This window comes from Pseudomonas sp. LBUM920, from assembly GCF_003852315.1.
Lineage (GTDB): Bacteria > Pseudomonadota > Gammaproteobacteria > Pseudomonadales > Pseudomonadaceae > Aquipseudomonas.
Window position 1 is genome coordinate 5,080,968 of the sequence record NZ_CP027762.1, and the last position, 18,366, is coordinate 5,099,333.

The following is an 18,366-nucleotide window of genomic DNA, read 5'->3' on the forward strand; positions in this document are numbered from 1 at the left end:
CAGTGACAAATTTACCGACTGATCCACCGCATTCGCGAGCAAGCCCGCTCCCACATTTGAATTGTGTTGTATTGGAAAAATAATAAGGACATCCGCCCCACCGTGGCCACCTACTCCCTGGTAATCCGCCGCCTGATGATCTGCTCGGTGACCATCGTCGTCAGCCGCGCGATGACCAGTCCGCTGCTGGCCCTTTGGCTGAGCACGCGCCTGGGCCTCAACCAGCAGGACATCGGCTTGCTGATGGGCATCGCCGTGTTCATCGCCACGCTGCTCGGCCTCTATGGCGGCTACGTCATCGACCGCCTGGAAAAGCGCAAGCTGCTGATCCTGGCCATGCTTTCCAGCGCCATCGGATTTCTGTTACTGACCTTTGCCAGCAACCTCTACCTCACCACCTTGACCTTGGTGATTACCGAAGCCGCGTCGGCACTGTTCCTGATCGGCTCCAAGGCCATCATCAGCGAAAACCTGCCGGTGGGCGACCGCGCCAAAGTATTTTCCCTGCGCTACACCCTGACCAACGTCGGCTATGCCACCGGCCCGATGGTGGGTGTGGTGATCGCCGGGCAGATCCCCTGGGCGCCGTTCCTGATCGCCAGCGCCATCGCCTTGGGCAGTGTGTTCCTGATGATCGGCATTGCGCCGACCCAACGCGACAACAGCAATAAACCCCTGAGTTTTCTCACGACCCTGCGCACACTGCGCAGCGACCGCACACTGATCCTGTTCACCAGCGGCAGTCTGTTGAGCACCATTGTCCACGGGCGCTATACGCTTTATCTGTCACAGTTTCTGCTGGTGGCCTACAAACCCGCCGAGGCGCTGAAGATTCTGTCGGCGGTGCTGGCCTGCAACGCCATCACCGTGATTTTGATGCAGTACCAGATCGGGCGATTTCTGAAACGCGAGCAATTGCGCTACTGGATTGTGCTGGGCACGTTGCTGTTCATTGTCGGGCTGATCGGTTTCAGTCTGGCGGACAGCCTGGTGACCTGGTGCCTGGCGATGTTCGTGTTCACCTTGGGCGAGATGATCATTTACCCCTCGGAATTCCTGTTCATCGACACCATCGCCCCGGATGCACTGCGCGGCAGTTATTACGGCGCGCAAAACCTGGCGGCGTTTGGCGGGGCGATGAGCCCGGTCATTTGCGGGTACCTGCTGATCAATGCGGCGCCGGTCAGCATGTTCTACGCACTCGGCGCGTTGACCGCCGTGGGTGGCACCTTGTGTTTCCTGAGTGGACGGCGGGTGGCCGGAACACCGCCTATCTAATGTGGGAGCGGGCTTGCTCGCGAACGCGGTGGATCAACCAATGCACTCGGAACTGACACACCGCCTTCGCGAGCAAGCCCGCTCCCACACAATCCCGCTCCCAGATTTTTTGATCTCCGTAACGGCGAAGTTTTGCGTAATATCCAGTCATTCATCTCACGGACCCGAGCCCTATGAAATTCGACACGGCCTACAGCCTGAGTCTCGATGACAAGCTATCGATCTACGACGTACGGGACCTGAATTTCGACGAAACCAGTCCTTTCGACTCCGACAAGGACAGCTTCCTGTGCCCCAACGATGAGTGCCGCGCAGCGTTCGATGCGGGCATCGCCCTCAGCACCTTCAACGCAAAAAACGTCAACTATCAGCGCACGCCGCATTTTAAGAACAAGGCCAGTACCCAGCACATTGACGGCTGCCGCTACGCCAGCACGCACAAGACTGCGACCGGCGAAACTGATGATGAGCGCGAGGACAGTTTCCCATCAGAATGGGTACTGACGCGACGCCAGTACGAGCGCAAGCTGGCCATGACCGGCACCGAAGCCGGCGTCCCACGCGATCCCACGAAGGTTGCGTCTACTCGTACCGGTTCGTCCCCCAGCGCCAGCGACTCTACCCCAGACAAAACCAGCGTGTTCGCCCACCCGGTGGAATGCTATGTGTCGAATATCGACGATAAAGACAAGCTCAAGAGCATGCCGCTGAAGATCGGCGATCACACGGCAACCTATTGGACGTTTTTCAAGAAGATCGAGTACCTGCAGGACAACAACGGCCTGATCTACTGGGGGAAAATCAAGGAGATCAAGGATTACACGGCCAGCTTTCGCATCGATTTCGAAAAGAAAGTGTGGCTCGACAAGAAGCCCTACTCGGTCAACGTCTACCTGAGCAAAAAACTCATCGAAAACTACCGCAAGCGCACGGCGTTCCTGGAACAGATCAAGGCGGCAGCAGACAGTAAAAAGGCGCTGTATTGCTTCTTTTATGGGGTCACGCCGCAATTGAAACAGGTGCCGAGCAAGAAAAACCCCGAGCAGACATTCGGGGTCTTCAGCGCGAATATCGAGAACCTGGATCACCTGATCATTCGAGAAGCGCCGGGCGTGGAATAACGCGCGGCCCAAACGCCATTAAAAAAATCCAGTTGATGAGCGGTCAAAACAACTGTACAAAAACACAGTATAGTTTGCCTTCCCCCGTCGAACCTGGAGAAACCCCCATGTCCTCTCTGGCAATGAGCTCTTTTGTAGAACAGCAGATCGTCCTGCACCAATTCACCGCCAAGCACAGTGTGCAGGCCCGCGCAATGCTTGGCTGGAGCCGGGAAGAACTGGCCCGCCAAGCCGGGCTGGCGGTCGAAACGGTGCAACGCTTTGAAAGCCAGGGCGATGTAGACGATGAAACCCGCCTAGTATTGGCCTTTCGGCTGGAAGCTGAGGGGCTGGTGTTTTTCCCGGGGTTTGCGCCGGGTTGGGGCATGAGTGCGCGCAAGTTCGACAAGGCCCCGGCCGAGCCCGCTGCACAAGGCATCATTTCGCGGCTGATGGGCTCAACAGCGGCATCAATTGATTCACCAACGCCTCAACCGAATGGTGCGTAGCGTCCAGCCGGATCACCGGGCAGCTCAGTGGTTTCAGCCAGCTTTCATGCCGACGCAGGCTGCGTAGGCTGTGGTTACCATCATCGTAACGAGCAGCCCAGGCGAGAAACGCGACGCTGTTTTCATGGCGGCTGCCGCCCTCCAGAATTCGGTCACCATAGCGCTGCTCTTCGCGCAGTTGCAGCCGGTGCAGGCGAACTGGCGGGTCTACGCGCAGAAACACCACTTGGGTGAACTGTGGGATCATGGCATCGCCCCATCCGCACACCGAGCCGGACAGCACCCAGCCTTCGAGGCCGGCACTCTGTTCCTGTAACAGACGCGTGCGTTCATCCCGTAACCGAGCAACGGTGAACGGTTCCGGAGTTTGCTGCCAGAAGAAGTCGTCGGAGTCGAAATAAACCACCTTCAAGCGTTCGGCCAAGGCTTTGCCCAGTGTCGTGGTGCCTGCGCCCGCAGCGCCGAGGATGTGAATTTTATGGCGCATAACTTTCCCCCTTAACCTGAGTGTAAGCCGTTGGGGCATCAGGCCTGCAATTGCAGCGCACGGCGCATCATTTGTGGCGGCTGGCCGAAGGCACGCAGGAAGGCGCGACGCATGCGCTCCGGGTCATCGAAGCCGGTGTCGCGGGCAATGATGTCGATAGGGTGGTCGCCGGATTCAAGCATCAGGCGCGCCGCTTCAATGCGCAGGCGTTCGATCGCCTTGGCCGGGGTGTGGCCGGTTTCGCTGCGAAACAGACGGCTGAACTGGCGCGGACTAAGGTGCGCGACGTCGGCCAGCCGTTCAACCGAGAGCTCTTCCTGTAAATGCTGGCGGGCGTAGACCAGGGCGGTTTGCACGCGGTCGGACTTGGGGTCGATGTCCAGCAGCGCGGAAAATTGCGACTGGCCGCCCGCACGGCGATGGTAGATCACCAACTTGCGCGCGACCTCGCGGGCCACCTCTATACCCAGGTCGTTTTCGACAAGGGCCAGGGCCAGGTCAAGGCAGGCGGTCATGCCGGCAGAAGTCCAGAGTGGGCCGTCGACAGTGAAGATGCGGTCTTCTTCAAGCCTCACAGTGGGATAAGCCTGACGAAAGGCACGGGCGTGGTACCAGTGAGTGGTTGCCTTGCGGTCTTCCAGCAGTCCGGCGGCCGCCAGGTGGAAAGAGCCGGTGCAGGCAGACGTCACACGACGCGACGTCACCACTGCCTGCTGCAAGTAGCTGAGCAGGCCAGGCGTGGCGTCGAGCACTTCGTTATCGCCCACCACCAACACCGTGTCGTATGGACCAAAAGGCACGGTATCAATGGCAAAACCCATGGAGCTTTTGATCGGCCCGCCTTCCTCGGATACCAGGTCTACCCGATAGAACGGCCGTTGCACCTCCAGGTTGGCGAATTCAAACACCGTACTGGTGCTCAGGCTGAGCATCTGAAAACCCGGAAACAGCAAAATACCGACAGACACCATGGTCAAACCTCATGTCTCTAAAGGAGGGATATACGACATTGCAGCCATGACATTACACCCATAATCTTGGTTGCAACAAGGCCCTCCTTCCTCGGCCCTCCTGGAGCAACTGCAATGACTCAATCCAAAGGTTATGCGCTGATTACCGGCGCTTCTTCAGGTATTGGCGCCACCTACGCCGATCGCCTGGCTCGCCAGGGTTACGACCTGATATTGGTGGCACGTAACCAGCACCGGCTGGAGCGACTGGCGACTCAGCTCAACGCCAACACCCAACGGGATATTCACGTGGTGGTGGCCGACCTGAACCTGCCGGCCGATCTGGCCCGTGTTGAACAGATCCTGCACGACGACAGGCGCATCAGCCTGTTGGTGAACAACGCCGGCATCGGTGCCACCGCGTCCTTGCTGGACAGCGATGCGGACAAGATGGAGGCGATGATCCTGCTCAATGTGCTGGCCCTCACCCGCCTGGCCAAAGCCGCAGCAACCAACTTTGTCGCCCAGGGTCGCGGCACCCTGATCAACATCGGTTCGATCGTGGCGGTCGCACCCAAGCTGCTGAATGGCGTTTACGGAGGCACCAAGGCGTTTGTGCAGGCGTTTACTGAATCACTCGAGCATGAGCTGAGCGACAAGGGAGTACGGGTTCAAGTGGTGTTGCCCGGTGCCATCGCCACCGAGTTCTGGGACGTTGCCGGCCTGCCGGTGAGCAACCTGCCCGAGACAATGGTCATGACCACGCAAAACCTGGTAGATGCCGCGCTGGCAGGGCTCGCACAAGGTGAAAAAGTCACGATCCCGTCACTGCCCGATAGCCTGGATTGGGACGCTTACGAAACCGCGCGCCTGGCCTTGGGGCCAAACCTGTCACGCAGCAGCCCGGCCCCACGTTACGGCGTGTAGTCAGCTAATAGACTGAAGCCCAGGTCAGTGGCCGCCTGGGCCGCCGGCGTTGTTCTGTCGATAGGCGTAGAGCAACGCGTGCAAAGCATCGCGGGACCACCGAGCGCCATAAAACCAGAGTTTCGCCCCCTCTGCCAACGGCTCGCACACGGCGGGATACCCGCTTATGCACGCACCATGAAACGCCGCAGATTGATCATCAGACACCAAGGCATCAAGCCGATGCCTGGTCACCAGATCGTCGATTTCACGCGTCCGCAAAGAGAATTGAAGGCTGTGGTCTTCACGTCGTGCATCTACCGGTACCAATTGCGCACCGGCCAGTTGCAGGATGTCGAACGCTCGGCGCAAGGCTGCACTGTGTTCAACGGGTTCGTAATGAGCCCCGTGCACATACCGGTCAGCGAACCCGATGCGCCACCCTGCGAGCACCTTGGAAGCGGTAAAAGTGCTGTTATTGCGTACCAGAGGCACTTCAACCATCACAGGCCCAGTGGGCTCGATACCACTCAAAGCGACGAGTGACAGCGCAGGATCCCGCACGGGTTTTATCGGCGCAGCCACGGCGTTGTAGCCGGGAATGAGTGCGACACCCTTTGGATAATCAGCGCCGAAGACGATACCGCCCGGGTTGGCTTTATCGGGTTGGGCCTGGGCCGGCGCAGCGTTTGAGCCGCCCGCTTCACCCGCTTCCGGCAAGGAAGGCCCAAGTCGACAAGGCAAGCCCAATCGCCAATGCTCCCTACAGTTTTTTTCCATCAGAACCCGCACCCCGACAATGACCGTGCGGGATCATCGCACTCGGACCTGATGGTTGTCGCAGGGCTGAAATACCTTGAAAACTCATTTTCCTACGGCCCCAAACTTCAGCCCGCCGCGTGCTCTTTCGCACCTTGAGTTTCCACGTCCAACCACCACGCATGCCCACGCTCAGGCTGGTTCAGATTGAACGCTTGCCCCATCGCCGGCGTGGTAATCGAAACGTTGCGCTCCCAGGCCAGGGCCATGATGCGGTCAAACGGCTCGTGCCAGGCATGGAACGCCAGGTCGAACGTGCCGTTATGAATCGGCAGCAGCCAACGGCCTTTAAGGTCGATATGCGCCTGCAAGGTTTGCTCCGGCTGCATGTGCACATGGGGCCAGTCGACGTTGTAAGCACCTGTTTCCATCAGCGTCAGATCAAACGGGCCGTATTGTTCGCCGATGCGTTTGAAACCGTCGAAATAACCCGTGTCGCCACTGAAAAAGACCCGCCGCGCACCGTCGATCATCACCCAGGAACACCACAGGGTCTGGTTGCCGTCAAACAGACCGCGCCCGGAAAAGTGCTGGGCCGGCGTGGCGATAAAGCGAATGCCATCGACCTCGGTGCCTTGCCACCAATCCAGTTGCCTGACTTTGCTGGCGTCCACACCCCATTTCACCAGGGTGTCGCCCACACCCAGCGGGGCGAGAAAGTAGCGGGTTTTGTCGGCCAGCTGGACCACGGCCTTATGGTCCAGGTGGTCATAGTGATTGTGCGAAAGAATCACCGCTTCCAGCGGCGGCAAGTCTTCAAGGCTGATGGGCGGCTGATGGAAGCGTTTGGGCCCGGCCCAACTGAACGGTGAAGCGCGCTCGGCAAACACCGGGTCGGTTAGCCAGAACTTACCGCGCATTTTCAGCAACACGGTGGAATGCCCCAGACGGAACACGCTGTGATCGGGAGCGGCCAGCAGTTGCTCGCGTGTCAGCGGTTGCACCGGGATCTTGCCCACAGGGCGCGTGCTGCGCGGCTTGTTGAAAAGCATGTTCCAGAAAATCCGCAACGTCTTGCCAAAGCCGCCATGTTGCACTGGGGCATCGTTGGTGAAATGCCCTTGCTCCTGCTCGGCAGGCTTGAGTGCTTCAGGCGAAGGGTCGAGACGGCTTGAAATCGTGGCCATTACAGAGTGACTCCTGGGGTCCGCTCATAAATTACACTGCACAGTGTAGTTTCTAGATTGCAACAAAACCCGGAGCAAGTAAACTACCGAGTGTAATTTCATCCAAGAGCCGAACGCCCTCCATGACTGCTCCCCAACGCCTCACCGACCGCAAACGCGAAGCCATCGTGGCAGCGGCCATCACCGAGTTTCGGGCTAACGGGTTCGAGGTCACCAGCATGGACAAAATTGCGGCCACCGCCGGAGTCTCCAAGCGCACGGTGTACAACCACTTTCCCAGCAAGGAAGAGTTGTTTGCAGAAATTCTGCACCAGTTGTGGGCCAGCAGCGTTGCCCAACTGGACGCCAGCTACGCCAGTGACCGCCCCCTGCGCGAGCAATTGCGCGGTTTGCTGCAGGCGAAGATGCAGATGATGTCGGACGCCAACTTCCTCGACCTGGCCCGTGTCGCGATCGCCGCCACCATTCATTCGCCCGAACGCGCGCAAGACATGGTCAACCGCTTGAGCAAACGCGAGGAAGGCTTCACCCAGTGGGTACGCGCGGCCCAGGAAGATGGCCGCCTGGCCTGCACCGACCCGGCCTTTGCGGCCCATCAGATCCAGAGCCTGCTCAAGGCGTTCGCCTTTTGGCCGCAAATTACGCTGGGCCAACCTACCCTCGACGCTGCCACACAGGCCAGCGTGATCGAATCGGCCATCGACCTGTTCCTGGCCGGCTACGAAGTCAGCCCTGCCCGTTCGTAATAAAGCCTGTTGCATGAGCGACATTCCAGGTCGTTTTTAGCGCATTCACCCGGTGTGCTGCGCAAATGGCTTGGAAGGACACTGATTATTCCCACGTGAATAACTGACAATATTCCCACCTAATATCCGATCAACGGTCCAAGCCGCTGACGCACGCTGTCGTATCTGCAAAAAAGAGCTGACCCGGAACACTATGGAAAACAGACGAGGCAAAGGGCTGTCATTTGCCAGGCGTATCTACAAGCCAAGGATTATCGGCCTGGGTATCGGCTGTATCAGCGTCATCGGCGCCCTTTACCCGTTGGCCATGCCGGGCTGGGTATGGGCGCTACTGATATTCAACGGTTATGCCTGGGCCCATGTGGCGTACCAGCTCTCCACGCGCTCGCAATTTCCCTACCAGGCCGAACAACGCAACTTGCTCTATGACTCGCTGCTCGGCGGTTTCTGGGCGGCGGCCACGCAATTCACACCGCTGACGACCGTGACCATCCTGTCGATGATGACCATGAACAACGTCGCGGCCGGGGGCAAGCGCCTGTTTCTGCGCGGGCTGGTGGCACAGGCGGGCGGTATCGGCGTGGCGTGGGCGCTGCTGGGGATCAAGTTCAATCCCAACGTCAGCCTTGCCCAGGTGTATACCTGCCTGCCGATGCTGACGCTGTACCCGATGGCGATCGGCATGGTCTGCTATCAGTTGGCAATCAAACTCTCGGAACACAAACGCGCCCTCAGCGCCCTCAGCCGCGTCGACAGCCTCACCGGCCTGCTCAATCATGGCTCGTGGAAAGACCTGCTCAATCTCAAGTTCCACAAATGCCAGCAGCAACAAGGCCACGCCACCATTGCCTTGATCGATATCGACCATTTCAAACAGATCAACGACACCTACGGCCATATCGTCGGTGATCAGGTGTTGCGCCAGCTGAGTCAGGAGTTGCGTCAACACCTGAGGGAAAATGACTTGGCCGGCCGTTACGGCGGCGATGAGTTCTGCGTGATTCTTCCGCAAATGCCACTGGAAGAAGCCGCGCTGGTCATGGAACACATGCGAGAAACCTTTAGTAACTATCGCAATTCGCAGATCCCAGCGTTGCGCGTGAGCCTGAGCATTGGTCTGGCAGACTTCCAACCCGTCTTCAGCGATGCGGCAATGTGGCTCAACGCCGCGGATCGCGCGCTCTATGCCGCCAAGGACACCGGCCGCAACCGGGTGAATGTCAGCCACTGTGTCGTCGCCCACTCCGCCTAAGTCGTCCTACAACACCTCGTCTGATTTCTCTTCCGCCGCACTGCTGCAGAAGCATAATGCCACCATTGGTCGCCTACTCATTGATGCCACCGCCCTGAAGGCGAACTTCTTGGCCGGCCGATCACTCTGAACCCGTTGTTCAACCCCCCTCTGTCAGCACAAGGAAGCTGACAATGAGCAAGTCAACCGTAAGGCCTGGTGCCCTACGGGGGCAGGCGCATATTCATGGATACCTCTGACGCGTGCTTCCCCGAGCTCTCGAACATGCTATTCAACGCCCACAAAAAAACTATCAACACCCTGCAACACACCAACGCCCAACAAGCCAGCTTGCTGGATGCCATCGAGCGCTCCATGGCGGTGATCGAATTCGATCTGCAAGGTACCGTCCTGCGGGCCAATGAGAATTTCCTCAAGACCATGAGCTACCGCGCCGAACAGATCGAGGGCCAGCCCCACCGGATGTTCTGCACCCCCGCGTTCACGCGCAGTGCCGAGTACAACCAGTTGTGGACGCAGCTGCGTAATGGCCAATTTCAGTCGGGCACCTTTGAACGCGTCGGCGGCGACGGCCAATCGGTATGGCTGGAAGCCAGCTACAACCCGGTGCGCGATCACACCGGCCAGGTCATCAAAGTGGTGAAATACGCCATGGACGTCACCCCGCGCCTGCAGGCCGAAAGTGAAGCCAACGCCAAGTTGGGTGCCATCGACCGGGCCATGGCGGTGATCGAGTTCAACCTCGACGGCACCATCATTACCGCCAATGCAAATTTCCTGCAGCGCATGGGCTACAGCCTGGCGCAGATTCAGGGCAAGCATCACCGCCTGTTCTGCAAGCCGGACCTGGCCAACAGCTCGACCTACAGTGAGTTCTGGAAGCGCTTGAACCAGGGCGAACTGTTCAACGGCCAGTTTGAACGCATCGACAAAAACGGCCAGACGGTGTGGCTGGAGGCCAACTACAACCCGGTGTACGACGCCAGCGGGCGCCTGTGCAAAGTGGTGAAGTTTGCCTCCGACATCACCGCCAGAGTGCAACAGCATGCCGCCGACGCCGCCAGCGCTGCCCAGGCTTATCACATCTCGCTGAACACTCGGGATATCGCCGAAAAGGGCGCCGATGTGATCCAGCAAACCGCCAGCGGCATGCGCGAGATTGCTGCCGACATCGATGGCTCCTCGCAACTGATCGCCAAGCTGGGCGAGCGTTCGCAGCAGATCACGGCCATCGTCAACACCATCCGCGGCATCGCCGACCAGACCAACCTGCTGGCCCTCAACGCCGCCATCGAAGCGGCGCGCGCTGGCGAACAAGGCCGGGGCTTTGCCGTGGTGGCCGACGAAGTGCGGCAACTGGCGGCACGCACCAGCGGCTCGACGGCGGAAATCTCCAGCATGATCGCGATGATCCAGGAGGAAACCCGCCAAGCCATCGACAGCATGGAAGGGACTCGCGACCGCGCCGCTCAAGGTGTGGAGTTGGCCAACCAGGCCGGCACGGTGATCCTGCAGATTCGCGAAGGCACGGGCGAGGCTGTGCAGGCGGTGAGCGCGTTTGCCAATGAGCGGGGCAACAACTGACCTGATCTTCATGTGTCTGCCCGGGGGCTCGGTCTATAGTGCTGACTAGTCTTTACGCCAAGGATTCGAGCCCGCCATGACCCCAGACAAGCCAGAAGCAGCCCCCGTCGATCACCTGCGTTTCCACCGAGGCCACGCCCACCTGGCGCCGACCTTCGGCAACGACACCTTTGCGCTCAAGGCCGAAGCGTTCGCGCGCTTCTTTGGTACGCCCACCTTTCTGGGCGCGCAAACCGCGATCGTGATCTTGTGGGTGGTGCTGAACATGACCGGCATCACCCACTTCGACGTGTACCCGTTCATCCTGCTCAACCTGGCCTTCAGCCTGCAATCGGCCTATGCCGCGCCGCTGATCCTGCTGGCCCAGACACGCCAGGCCGCCCGCGACAAAGCCCAGTCCGACGCCGATGCGCAGCACCGCGAAGCGCTGGCCATCGCCAACACCGAGCGCCAGGCCCAAGCCGAACAAACCACCAAGCAGTTGCTGGAACTGCTGGAGCAGAACACCCGCCTGACAGAAATGACCAAGCAACTGACCGAGCGTATCGAGACCCTGACCTGCGAGATGCATGAGCAGTTCATGCGTAAACCCTGAGGGCAAGGCAGTTGCCTTAAGGAAAGCCTGTTATGGCGAGCGGGCTTGTTGTAGCGAGCGAGCTGCTGTGGCGAGCGGGCTTGCCCCGCGTTGGGCTGCAAAGCAGGCCCAAAACCTGACACCGCGGTTTACCTGAAGCATCGCGTTGGCCTATCTGGGGCCGCTTCGCGCCCCAACGCGGGGCAAGCCCGCTCGCCACAACAAGCCCGCTCGCCACAGCAGCCCGCTCGCCGCAACAAGCCCGCCACAGCAGCTCGCCAGTCACAAAAGATGCCGTTCACGGCAACCGCACATGCCGCCCCAGCTCATCAAACAACGTGACCACCGAACGCAACGCCCGGCAATCCGGACGCGTCAGCAGCCACAGTGCGGTGTTCCGTGCGGCCAACGCCGGCCCCAGTGGTTGCACACCATCGCCCAAGAGAAAATCCGGCAGCGCCGCCACGCCCAGGCCTGCACGTACCAACTCGGTGACCGACAACATGCTGTTGCAGCGATAGCTGGGACGCACACCCGGCAAATGCTCGCGGCGCCAGGCGACGGTGGGGTGATCGGGCAGGAAGTCGTCCGGGGCGATCCACGGCAGGTCGGCCAACTCGCGGCCTGCGTGCTGGCGAGCAAAATCGGCACTGGCACACACTTGATATGCGACCGTGCCCAGGCAACGACCGACAAGGTGCTCCGGCGGCGTCTTGGTCAGGCGCAGGGCAATGTCGGCATCGCGGCGGCTGAGGTTGGCGAAATCATTCGATGTGCTCAACTCCAGGGTCAACGCCGGGTAGTCGGGCATGAACCGCGCCAGCGCCGGCAGCAGCAAACCTTGCAGCACCGAGTCGGTACAGGTCAGGCGCACAGTGCCGCTGATCACTTCGCCGCCCTGCTCCACGCCAATGCGCGCCGCCTCCAATGCTTGTTCGGCGTGCTCGGCCTGCTGCGCCAGGTTGCTGGCCAGGCTGGTAGGCAGGTAACCGGCGCGGCTTTTTTCAAACAGGGTCTGGCCCAAGGCGGCCTCCAGCCGGCGCACCGCGCGGAACACCGTGGACACATCCACCCGCAACAGCGCCGCCGCGCGCGCCAGGGTGCCGCCGCGTACCAGGGCGAGGATCAGCGAAAGGTCGGGATAGTCGATTTGATAGTGCGTGGCTGCATTGAGCATGTGGGCGAACGCCAATTTTGATTGCGTGAGCGCCAATCTATAGTGGGCACCAGGACACAACAAGCCATGAGGCGTACCCGATGAAAGCCAGCACCTTGCACCTTGCCCTGATCGGCGACTACAACCCCGACGTCACCGCGCACCAGGCCATCCCCGTGGCGCTGCAACAGGCGGCCGACGCCTTGAACCTGAACGTTCACGTGCAATGGCTCGACACGGACTCGATCACGCCCACCCCTCAATTGCATGCGTTCGACGGTTTCTGGTGTGTGCCCGCCAGCCCCTACCGCGACACCGACGGCGCATTGCGGGCGATCCGGTTTGCCCGCGAACATAAGCGCCCTTTCCTCGGCACGTGCGGCGGTTTTCAGCATGCGGTGCTGGAATATGCCCGCAACGTGCTGGGTTGGGCGGATGCCGAACACGGCGAGCTGGCCCCGCACGCCAAGCGTGCGGTGATCACACCGCTCAGTTGCGCGCTGGTAGAGGCCACGGACACCGTGCGTCTGGCGCCCTACACCCGTATCGCCGAGGCCTATGGCACGCTGGATATCCACGAGGGTTATCGCTGCCGCTACGGTATCAACCCCGAGTTCGCCAACGCTCTGTTGGAAAGCGACCTGATCCCCAGCGGCCACGACTCGGCCGGCGATCTGCGTGCCATCGAATTGCTCGACCATCCGTTTTTTGTCGCCACGCTGTTCCAACCGGAACGTGCCGCGCTCAAACACGTCACGCCACCCTTGGCGATCGCTCTGCTCAAGGCCTGTCTGGAGTTGTCACGATGATCGCCAACACTCCCGCCACGCCCTACTACGCAGTGATTTTCAGCTCAGTGCGCACCGAGGGCGATCAAGGCTACGGCCAGGCCGCCGCCCGCATGCTGGAACTGGCGCGTGAACAACCGGGGTTTCTCGGGGTGGAATCGGCGCGCGAGGACGGCTTGGGGATCACAGTGTCCTACTGGGAAAGCGAGGCGGCGATCCTGGCCTGGAAACAGCAGGCCGAGCACCGCGAAGTGCGCGAGCAAGGCCGCGCCACCTGGTACTCGGCGTTTCACACGCGGGTGTGCAAGGTGGAGCGGGCCTACACCTTCCAGAAGTGAAATGCGTGCCCCGGTGGGAGCTGGCTTGCCTGCGATGGCATCAACTCGGTTCCACCCAAAGACCGCGTCGTCTGCATCGCAGGCAAGCCAGCTCCCACCTCTGATCTTGATTGCCTGCAAAACAACAGGTGCTTAGCTGACCAAACTGCGCAACGCACTGATCTGCGGGATTTCGACCCGGCGCATGTACACGCGCAACGGCTCGGAGATGTTGATGCGGTCGTCGATGTTCTGGTCCAGCAGCAACTGCAGGCGTTCGCGCGACAGGGTCATGGCGTGGTCGGCGGCCGGTAGCCAGACAAATTCAGCAGTAGGAATGATGCCGTCATCGGCCACGTCCATGCCGAAGGCATCTTCGCTGAAACGCACAATGTACTGGCCGGTTTTGCGGTTCAGGCCGACAAAACCGTGGAGTTGGTCGGCGGCCTGGCAGATGAGTTCTGAAGTGATGCGCATGGTAAACCTCACTGAAAAGTCCCACTGGGACTGGAAAGATGGTTTACACGCGTGGCAGAAATTACGGCCCTCTGACGGGGCAGCTGCGGCCAAGAATACTGCACTACAGCACAAAAAAAACCCGAAAAATGGCGCCTGAGCACCTTAATGTCGGTTTGGTGATAGCGCCTTTCGCAATCAATTGTTAAAAAGGACGCCTTCTCAAAGTTACCTCCATGAAAGGACTTCGCATATGCCTGTCACGTTTACCAAGAGCGCCTTGCTGCTCGCTCTGATGCTCGGCCTTGGCCAGGCACAGGCTGCCGACCCGATCAGCCCGGCTGAATTGGCAACAAACGAAGGCATTCCGTACCCGGCCGTCATTGCGCACCGTGGCGCTTCCTACGACGCTCCCGAATCCACCGCGGCTTCCTACAAGCTCGCTCGCGACCTGGGCGCCGACTACCTGGAAATGGACCTGCAGCGCAGTAAAGATGGCGTGCTGTTCGCCCTGCACGACAACAACCTGCAGCGCACCACCGACGTGGCGACCAAGTTCCCCGAGCGCAAAGACGCCCCGGCCAACGAGTTCACCTGGGCCGAGCTGCGCACCCTGGACGCTGGCAGCTGGTTCAACGCCGCCTACCCGGATCGTGCGCGCCCAGCGTTCGTCGGCCTGAAAATCCAGAGCCTGGACGAAATCATCAAGATCGCCGAAGGCAACCCGCAGCACAAACCCGGCCTGTACATCGAAACCAAAGAGCCCAAGCAATTTCCGGGCATCGAAGCCGACCTGAAAAACAAGCTGCTGGACAAGGGCTGGTTGAGCTCTGCCGGCTCCAAGCTGGGCAAGAGCAACACGGGCGTCGGCCAGGGCAAGGGCCGCGTGGTGCTGCAAACGTTTGAAAAAGACAGCTTGAAAGAGCTGCAGAAAGAAATGCCCAACACCCCGAAAATCCTGCTGCTGTGGGTCGGCCCAGGCAGCATCGAGCCGAAGTCCGCGCAGACATTCGCCGAATCCGGCGAGACCACCAAAGCGGCCTACTACGCCAAGCAAGAGCCGAAAGACGCTGCCGAGTTTGAAAAGTGGGTCGACGAAGCCAAGAGCCTCGGCGCCATCGGCACCGGCCCATCGGCCGAACTGACCAACCATGGCGACCAGAGCTACACCGACCTGGTGAAGCCACAAATGAACAAGCTGACCCACGACAAAGGCTTGCTGGTGCACGTCTATACCGTCGATGAACCGGTGGACTTCGAGAAAGTGATGGCCGCTGGCGTCGATGGCATCTTCACCAACCGCGCCGCCGAACTGCTGAAGTTCTACAAGCGCTGGCCGTCGTCGAGTGTGCAGGACCTGCTTAAGGACAACGGGTACTAAGCGTCAGGCCGCAATAGGTGTCGGTTCGCCATTAAGGATGAATTAAGTTGCGCTGGTTAATCTGGCGCCACTTAAACAGCTCACCCAGAAGGACACACCATGAAAACCCTGACCGCCCTGTTTGCCGCTACCGCCCTGACCCTGACTGCCGGCCTGGCCCAGGCGGACGTTCGTCCGGACCATATTGAAGGCCTGCTCAAATCCGGCGCAGTCATGCCGTTCGAGAAACTCAACGCCGCCGCCGTGGCCACTCACCCCGGCGCCAGCATCACCGACACCGAGCTGGACCACAAAAACGGTGTACTGGTTTACGAAGTTGACGTGACCGACACCGCTGGCAAGCGCTTTGAAGTCAAGCTCGACGCCAAGACCGGCGCGGTGCTGGAAAACAAGCAAGACACTTGAGTCAACCGCCAAAAAAACCGCGCCACTTTTTAAGTGGCGCGGTTTTTTATGCGCGCTGGAAAGCCAGAGGCAGGAAAAGTACCCACATAGTTAATGAAATTACACCTACAACGCGCAAGGTCGCTAGAATCCCACTTATTAACGTGGGTACAACGCCCACCCTCCTCCCTATAGAGACCGCTGAATGGGGCAGAAAGCCGCCGACATCGCCACTATTGGCCGTATCAGTGCCGTACCTGCGATGCTCAAAGTCATCAGCGACATGACCGGCCTGCGTTTTGCCGCCGTGGCGCGCGTGACCGAGGACACCTGGACCGCCTGCGCTGTGCTCGATCAATTGGAGTTCGGCCTCGGTGTGGGTGGCGAGCTGGACCTTTCCACGACTATCTGTCACGAAATCCGGGGTTCCCACGTCTCCGTGGTGATCGACAAGGCCAGTGAAGACCCGCGCTACCACGACCACCACACCCCGCGCATGTACCAGTTTGAAAGCTACATCTCGGTGCCGGTGTTCCGCACTGACGGGCGCTTTTTCGGCACTATTTGCGCGTTGGACCCCAACCCGGCGCAGCTGCGCAGCAGCACGATCCAATCGACCATGGAGTCGTTCGCCCGGGTGCTGTCCTTGCAGATCGAAGCCGAGGAGGATTTGCAGGATACCCAGGCGCAATTGCAGGAAGAACGCGGCACGGCCGAACTGCGCGAGCAATTCATCGCCGTGCTCGGCCATGACCTGCGCAACCCGCTGTTCGCCATCAACTTCGGTGCCGAGCGGCTACTGCGCAAACACCCCAACGCGGCGACCGACCCGCTCGTACGGCACATCCTCGCCAGTGGCCGGCGCGCGTCGCAACTGGTCGAAGATGTACTGGATTTCGCTCGCGGGCGCATGGGCAGCGGCATTCCGCTGCACCTCAATGATTGCCTGGATTTGCAGGACGCTTTTCGACACGTGGTCTTCGAAGTGCAAAGCGTGCACCCGCAACGCTTGATCAAGGCCGATATCGGCGACCTGCGTGGCGTCTACGGCGACCGCGATCGGCTGGCGCAATTGCTCTCCAACCTGGTGGCCAACGCCATCCATCATGGTAGCCACGACGGCCCGGTGGAGGTCACGGCGCGGATTGAGCATGACCACTTCACGCTGACCGTGAAGAACCCCGGCCAGATCGACGAACTGGCGTTGCCTCGGCTCTTTCAGCCCTACTCGCGGCCGCTCAGGGACACGCCACAAGCCGGCCTCGGCCTGGGTTTGTATATCGTCAAGCAGATTGCCGATGCCCACGGCGGACAGCTGCAGGTATCGTCCTGCGCAGAAAATGGCACGCGCTTCACCTTCACACTGAAAACCCGCTGAACTCGTTTTCATACCGTCACAAAATCGTCATCCGGCCTTGCAATGATTCGCCCACGCGAACCTGTGAAACGTCCTACAGGCGCTTTCTCTGCGAGCCTCCATGAACCACAGCATCGACCACGGCCATCAGGATCCCGATCTGTTTGGCCTGCTTTACGGTTTTCGTTTTCGACCCGGCGAAAAGGGCGAGCAGATTGATTCGGCCACGGCGCTCGCAGCCTTGCAGGCGCCGCACAACCCGGATGAATTTCTCTGGCTGCACCTGAACCTGGCGCACGCCGCGTGCGAGCGCTGGATGCAGACGCATCTGGCGCTGCCGGAAGAGTTTTTCGAAGCCTTGCACGAAGGTTCACGTTCTACGCGCATCGAACACGTTGACTCGGCCTTGCTGGCGGTGGTCAACGACGTGGTGTTCAACTTCAGCAGCATGGTTTCCTCGGATATTTCCACGCTGTGGGTGTGCGCCCGCAGCCACTTGCTGGTGAGTGCGCGCCTGCAACCGTTGCATTCGGTGGACAAATTGCGCTCGTCGGTGAAAGCCGGTGAACGCTTTCGCTCGCCGCTGGAGCTGCTGGTGCATTTGTTGCGCGACCAGGGCGAGGTGCTGACCCAGATCGTGCGCAAGACCAGCCTCAGCGTCGACCACATCGAAGACCAATTGCTGTCTTCGCGCCTGTCTACCAACCGCGCCGAACTGGGTGCCGCACGCCGGGTGCTGGTGCGCCTGCAACGCCTGCTGGCGCTGGAACCGGGCTCGTTGCTGCGCCTGCTCAATCGCCCGCCGCAGTGGCTGCAAAAGGAGGACGTGAAGGAATTGCGCAAATCCACCGAGGAGTTTGCGCTGATCATCAACGACCTGATGGCCCTGGGTGAGCGGATCAAATTGTTGCAGGAAGAGATCGCCGCCAACCTCAATGAACAAAGCAACCGCACGCTGTTCACCCTTACGGTGGTGACAGTGCTGGCGTTGCCGATCAACATCATTGCCGGTTTTTTTGGCATGAACGTGGGCGGCGTGCCGCTCTCCACTGACCCGGAAGGCTTCTGGATTCTGGTGGCGTTGGTGGCCACGTTCACCTTGATAGCCGGGCGCTGGGCCTTTAGAAAGCGCAAAGACTACTGACCGTGGAATGCTACAAAACGGTGGGGGCTTGCCTGCGATAGCATCACCCCG

At 60.1% G+C, this 18,366-nt stretch carries 20 protein-coding genes; 14 read left to right on the top strand and 6 right to left on the bottom strand.

Translation table 11 applies throughout. The features are described 5' to 3' along the window. Positions 1 to 102: 102 nt before the first annotated feature. The 3 genes from C4J83_RS23450 to C4J83_RS23460 all read left to right on the top strand — a co-directional run bounded on the left by C4J83_RS23450 (position 103) and on the right by C4J83_RS23460 (position 2,887). Entirely contained in the window at positions 103 to 1,278 is a 1,176-nt protein-coding gene (locus tag C4J83_RS23450) for an MFS transporter (RefSeq protein ID WP_119741577.1), read from the top strand. Positions 1,279 to 1,451: 173 nt separating this feature from the next. Beyond that, positions 1,452 to 2,399, top strand: coding sequence for a hypothetical protein (locus tag C4J83_RS23455; RefSeq protein ID WP_124418305.1), 948 nt, complete (start codon positions 1,452 to 1,454; stop codon positions 2,397 to 2,399). A gap of 107 nt (positions 2,400 to 2,506) precedes the next feature. Continuing rightward, on the top strand, positions 2,507 to 2,887 hold the full coding sequence (locus C4J83_RS23460; protein ID WP_106576099.1) for a helix-turn-helix domain-containing protein: 381 nt from the start codon (positions 2,507 to 2,509) through the stop codon (positions 2,885 to 2,887). Here C4J83_RS23460 and C4J83_RS23465 read toward each other — a convergent pair. Next, complete coding sequence (locus tag C4J83_RS23465; protein ID WP_124418306.1) at positions 2,817 to 3,374, bottom strand: AAA family ATPase; 558 nt, start codon at positions 3,372 to 3,374, stop codon at positions 2,817 to 2,819. The genes C4J83_RS23460 and C4J83_RS23465 overlap by 71 nt on opposite strands. A gap of 38 nt (positions 3,375 to 3,412) precedes the next feature. Continuing rightward, the gene (locus C4J83_RS23470; RefSeq protein ID WP_124418307.1) at positions 3,413 to 4,345 is read right to left on the bottom strand and encodes a GlxA family transcriptional regulator; all 933 of its coding nucleotides are present in this window, start codon (positions 4,343 to 4,345) and stop codon (positions 3,413 to 3,415) included. Positions 4,346 to 4,459: 114 nt separating this feature from the next. Here C4J83_RS23470 and C4J83_RS23475 point away from each other — a divergent pair, with 114 nt between their 5' ends. Continuing rightward, complete coding sequence (locus C4J83_RS23475) at positions 4,460 to 5,251, top strand: SDR family NAD(P)-dependent oxidoreductase (protein ID WP_124418308.1); 792 nt, start codon at positions 4,460 to 4,462, stop codon at positions 5,249 to 5,251. A gap of 24 nt (positions 5,252 to 5,275) precedes the next feature. Here the strand turns inward: C4J83_RS23475 and C4J83_RS30550 are convergent, their stop codons facing one another. Both C4J83_RS30550 and C4J83_RS23485 read right to left on the bottom strand, forming a co-directional pair. Beyond that, on the bottom strand, positions 5,276 to 5,950 hold the full coding sequence (locus C4J83_RS30550) for a hypothetical protein (RefSeq protein WP_256660624.1): 675 nt from the start codon (positions 5,948 to 5,950) through the stop codon (positions 5,276 to 5,278). 167 nt (positions 5,951 to 6,117) lie between these two features. Beyond that, complete coding sequence (locus C4J83_RS23485; protein ID WP_119741564.1) at positions 6,118 to 7,176, bottom strand: MBL fold metallo-hydrolase; 1,059 nt, start codon at positions 7,174 to 7,176, stop codon at positions 6,118 to 6,120. Positions 7,177 to 7,298: 122 nt separating this feature from the next. On the opposite strand from C4J83_RS23485, the gene C4J83_RS23490 reads away from it, so the two are divergent. The 4 genes from C4J83_RS23490 (at position 7,299) to C4J83_RS23505 (ending at position 11,353) form a co-directional block, all read left to right on the top strand. Next, complete coding sequence (locus C4J83_RS23490; protein ID WP_106576094.1) at positions 7,299 to 7,922, top strand: TetR/AcrR family transcriptional regulator; 624 nt, start codon at positions 7,299 to 7,301, stop codon at positions 7,920 to 7,922. Positions 7,923 to 8,115: 193 nt separating this feature from the next. Beyond that, positions 8,116 to 9,174, top strand: a complete 1,059-nt coding sequence (locus C4J83_RS23495) for a diguanylate cyclase (RefSeq protein ID WP_106576093.1) — start codon at positions 8,116 to 8,118, stop codon at positions 9,172 to 9,174. Positions 9,175 to 9,438: 264 nt separating this feature from the next. Continuing rightward, positions 9,439 to 10,758, top strand: a complete 1,320-nt coding sequence (locus C4J83_RS23500; protein ID WP_106576092.1) for a methyl-accepting chemotaxis protein — start codon at positions 9,439 to 9,441, stop codon at positions 10,756 to 10,758. Between the two features lie 76 nt (positions 10,759 to 10,834). Then, on the top strand, positions 10,835 to 11,353 hold the full coding sequence (locus C4J83_RS23505) for a DUF1003 domain-containing protein (RefSeq protein ID WP_119741558.1): 519 nt from the start codon (positions 10,835 to 10,837) through the stop codon (positions 11,351 to 11,353). A gap of 277 nt (positions 11,354 to 11,630) precedes the next feature. Here the strand turns inward: C4J83_RS23505 and C4J83_RS23510 are convergent, their stop codons facing one another. After that, the gene (locus C4J83_RS23510; protein WP_119741556.1) at positions 11,631 to 12,509 is read right to left on the bottom strand and encodes a LysR family transcriptional regulator; all 879 of its coding nucleotides are present in this window, start codon (positions 12,507 to 12,509) and stop codon (positions 11,631 to 11,633) included. A gap of 80 nt (positions 12,510 to 12,589) precedes the next feature. On the opposite strand from C4J83_RS23510, the gene C4J83_RS23515 reads away from it, so the two are divergent. Both C4J83_RS23515 and C4J83_RS23520 read left to right on the top strand, forming a co-directional pair. Then, positions 12,590 to 13,297: a CTP synthase C-terminal region-related (seleno)protein gene (locus C4J83_RS23515; protein ID WP_124418309.1), complete on the top strand. Its 708-nt coding sequence runs from the start codon at positions 12,590 to 12,592 to the stop codon at positions 13,295 to 13,297. Further along, positions 13,294 to 13,614, top strand: a complete 321-nt coding sequence (locus C4J83_RS23520; protein ID WP_124418310.1) for an antibiotic biosynthesis monooxygenase family protein — start codon at positions 13,294 to 13,296, stop codon at positions 13,612 to 13,614. The genes C4J83_RS23515 and C4J83_RS23520 overlap by 4 nt, the downstream gene beginning before the upstream one ends. A 132-nt stretch (positions 13,615 to 13,746) precedes the next feature. Here the strand turns inward: C4J83_RS23520 and C4J83_RS23525 are convergent, their stop codons facing one another. Beyond that, a complete protein-coding gene (locus tag C4J83_RS23525; RefSeq protein WP_119741550.1) occupies positions 13,747 to 14,070 on the bottom strand; it encodes a DUF2025 family protein in 324 nt (107 codons plus the stop codon). A gap of 232 nt (positions 14,071 to 14,302) precedes the next feature. On the opposite strand from C4J83_RS23525, the gene C4J83_RS23530 reads away from it, so the two are divergent. The 4 genes from C4J83_RS23530 (at position 14,303) to C4J83_RS23545 (ending at position 18,315) form a co-directional block, all read left to right on the top strand. Then, a complete protein-coding gene (locus tag C4J83_RS23530; protein WP_106576086.1) occupies positions 14,303 to 15,430 on the top strand; it encodes a glycerophosphodiester phosphodiesterase in 1,128 nt (375 codons plus the stop codon). A 99-nt stretch (positions 15,431 to 15,529) separates the two neighbouring features. After that, a complete protein-coding gene (locus C4J83_RS23535) occupies positions 15,530 to 15,835 on the top strand; it encodes a PepSY domain-containing protein (RefSeq protein ID WP_106576085.1) in 306 nt (101 codons plus the stop codon). A gap of 184 nt (positions 15,836 to 16,019) precedes the next feature. Next, positions 16,020 to 17,192 (top strand): GAF domain-containing sensor histidine kinase, encoded by a 1,173-nt coding sequence (locus C4J83_RS23540; RefSeq protein WP_106576084.1) that lies wholly within the window; start codon positions 16,020 to 16,022, stop codon positions 17,190 to 17,192. 100 nt (positions 17,193 to 17,292) lie between these two features. Next, positions 17,293 to 18,315 (top strand): transporter, encoded by a 1,023-nt coding sequence (locus tag C4J83_RS23545; protein WP_106576083.1) that lies wholly within the window; start codon positions 17,293 to 17,295, stop codon positions 18,313 to 18,315. The last annotated feature ends 51 nt before the right edge of the window (positions 18,316 to 18,366 follow it).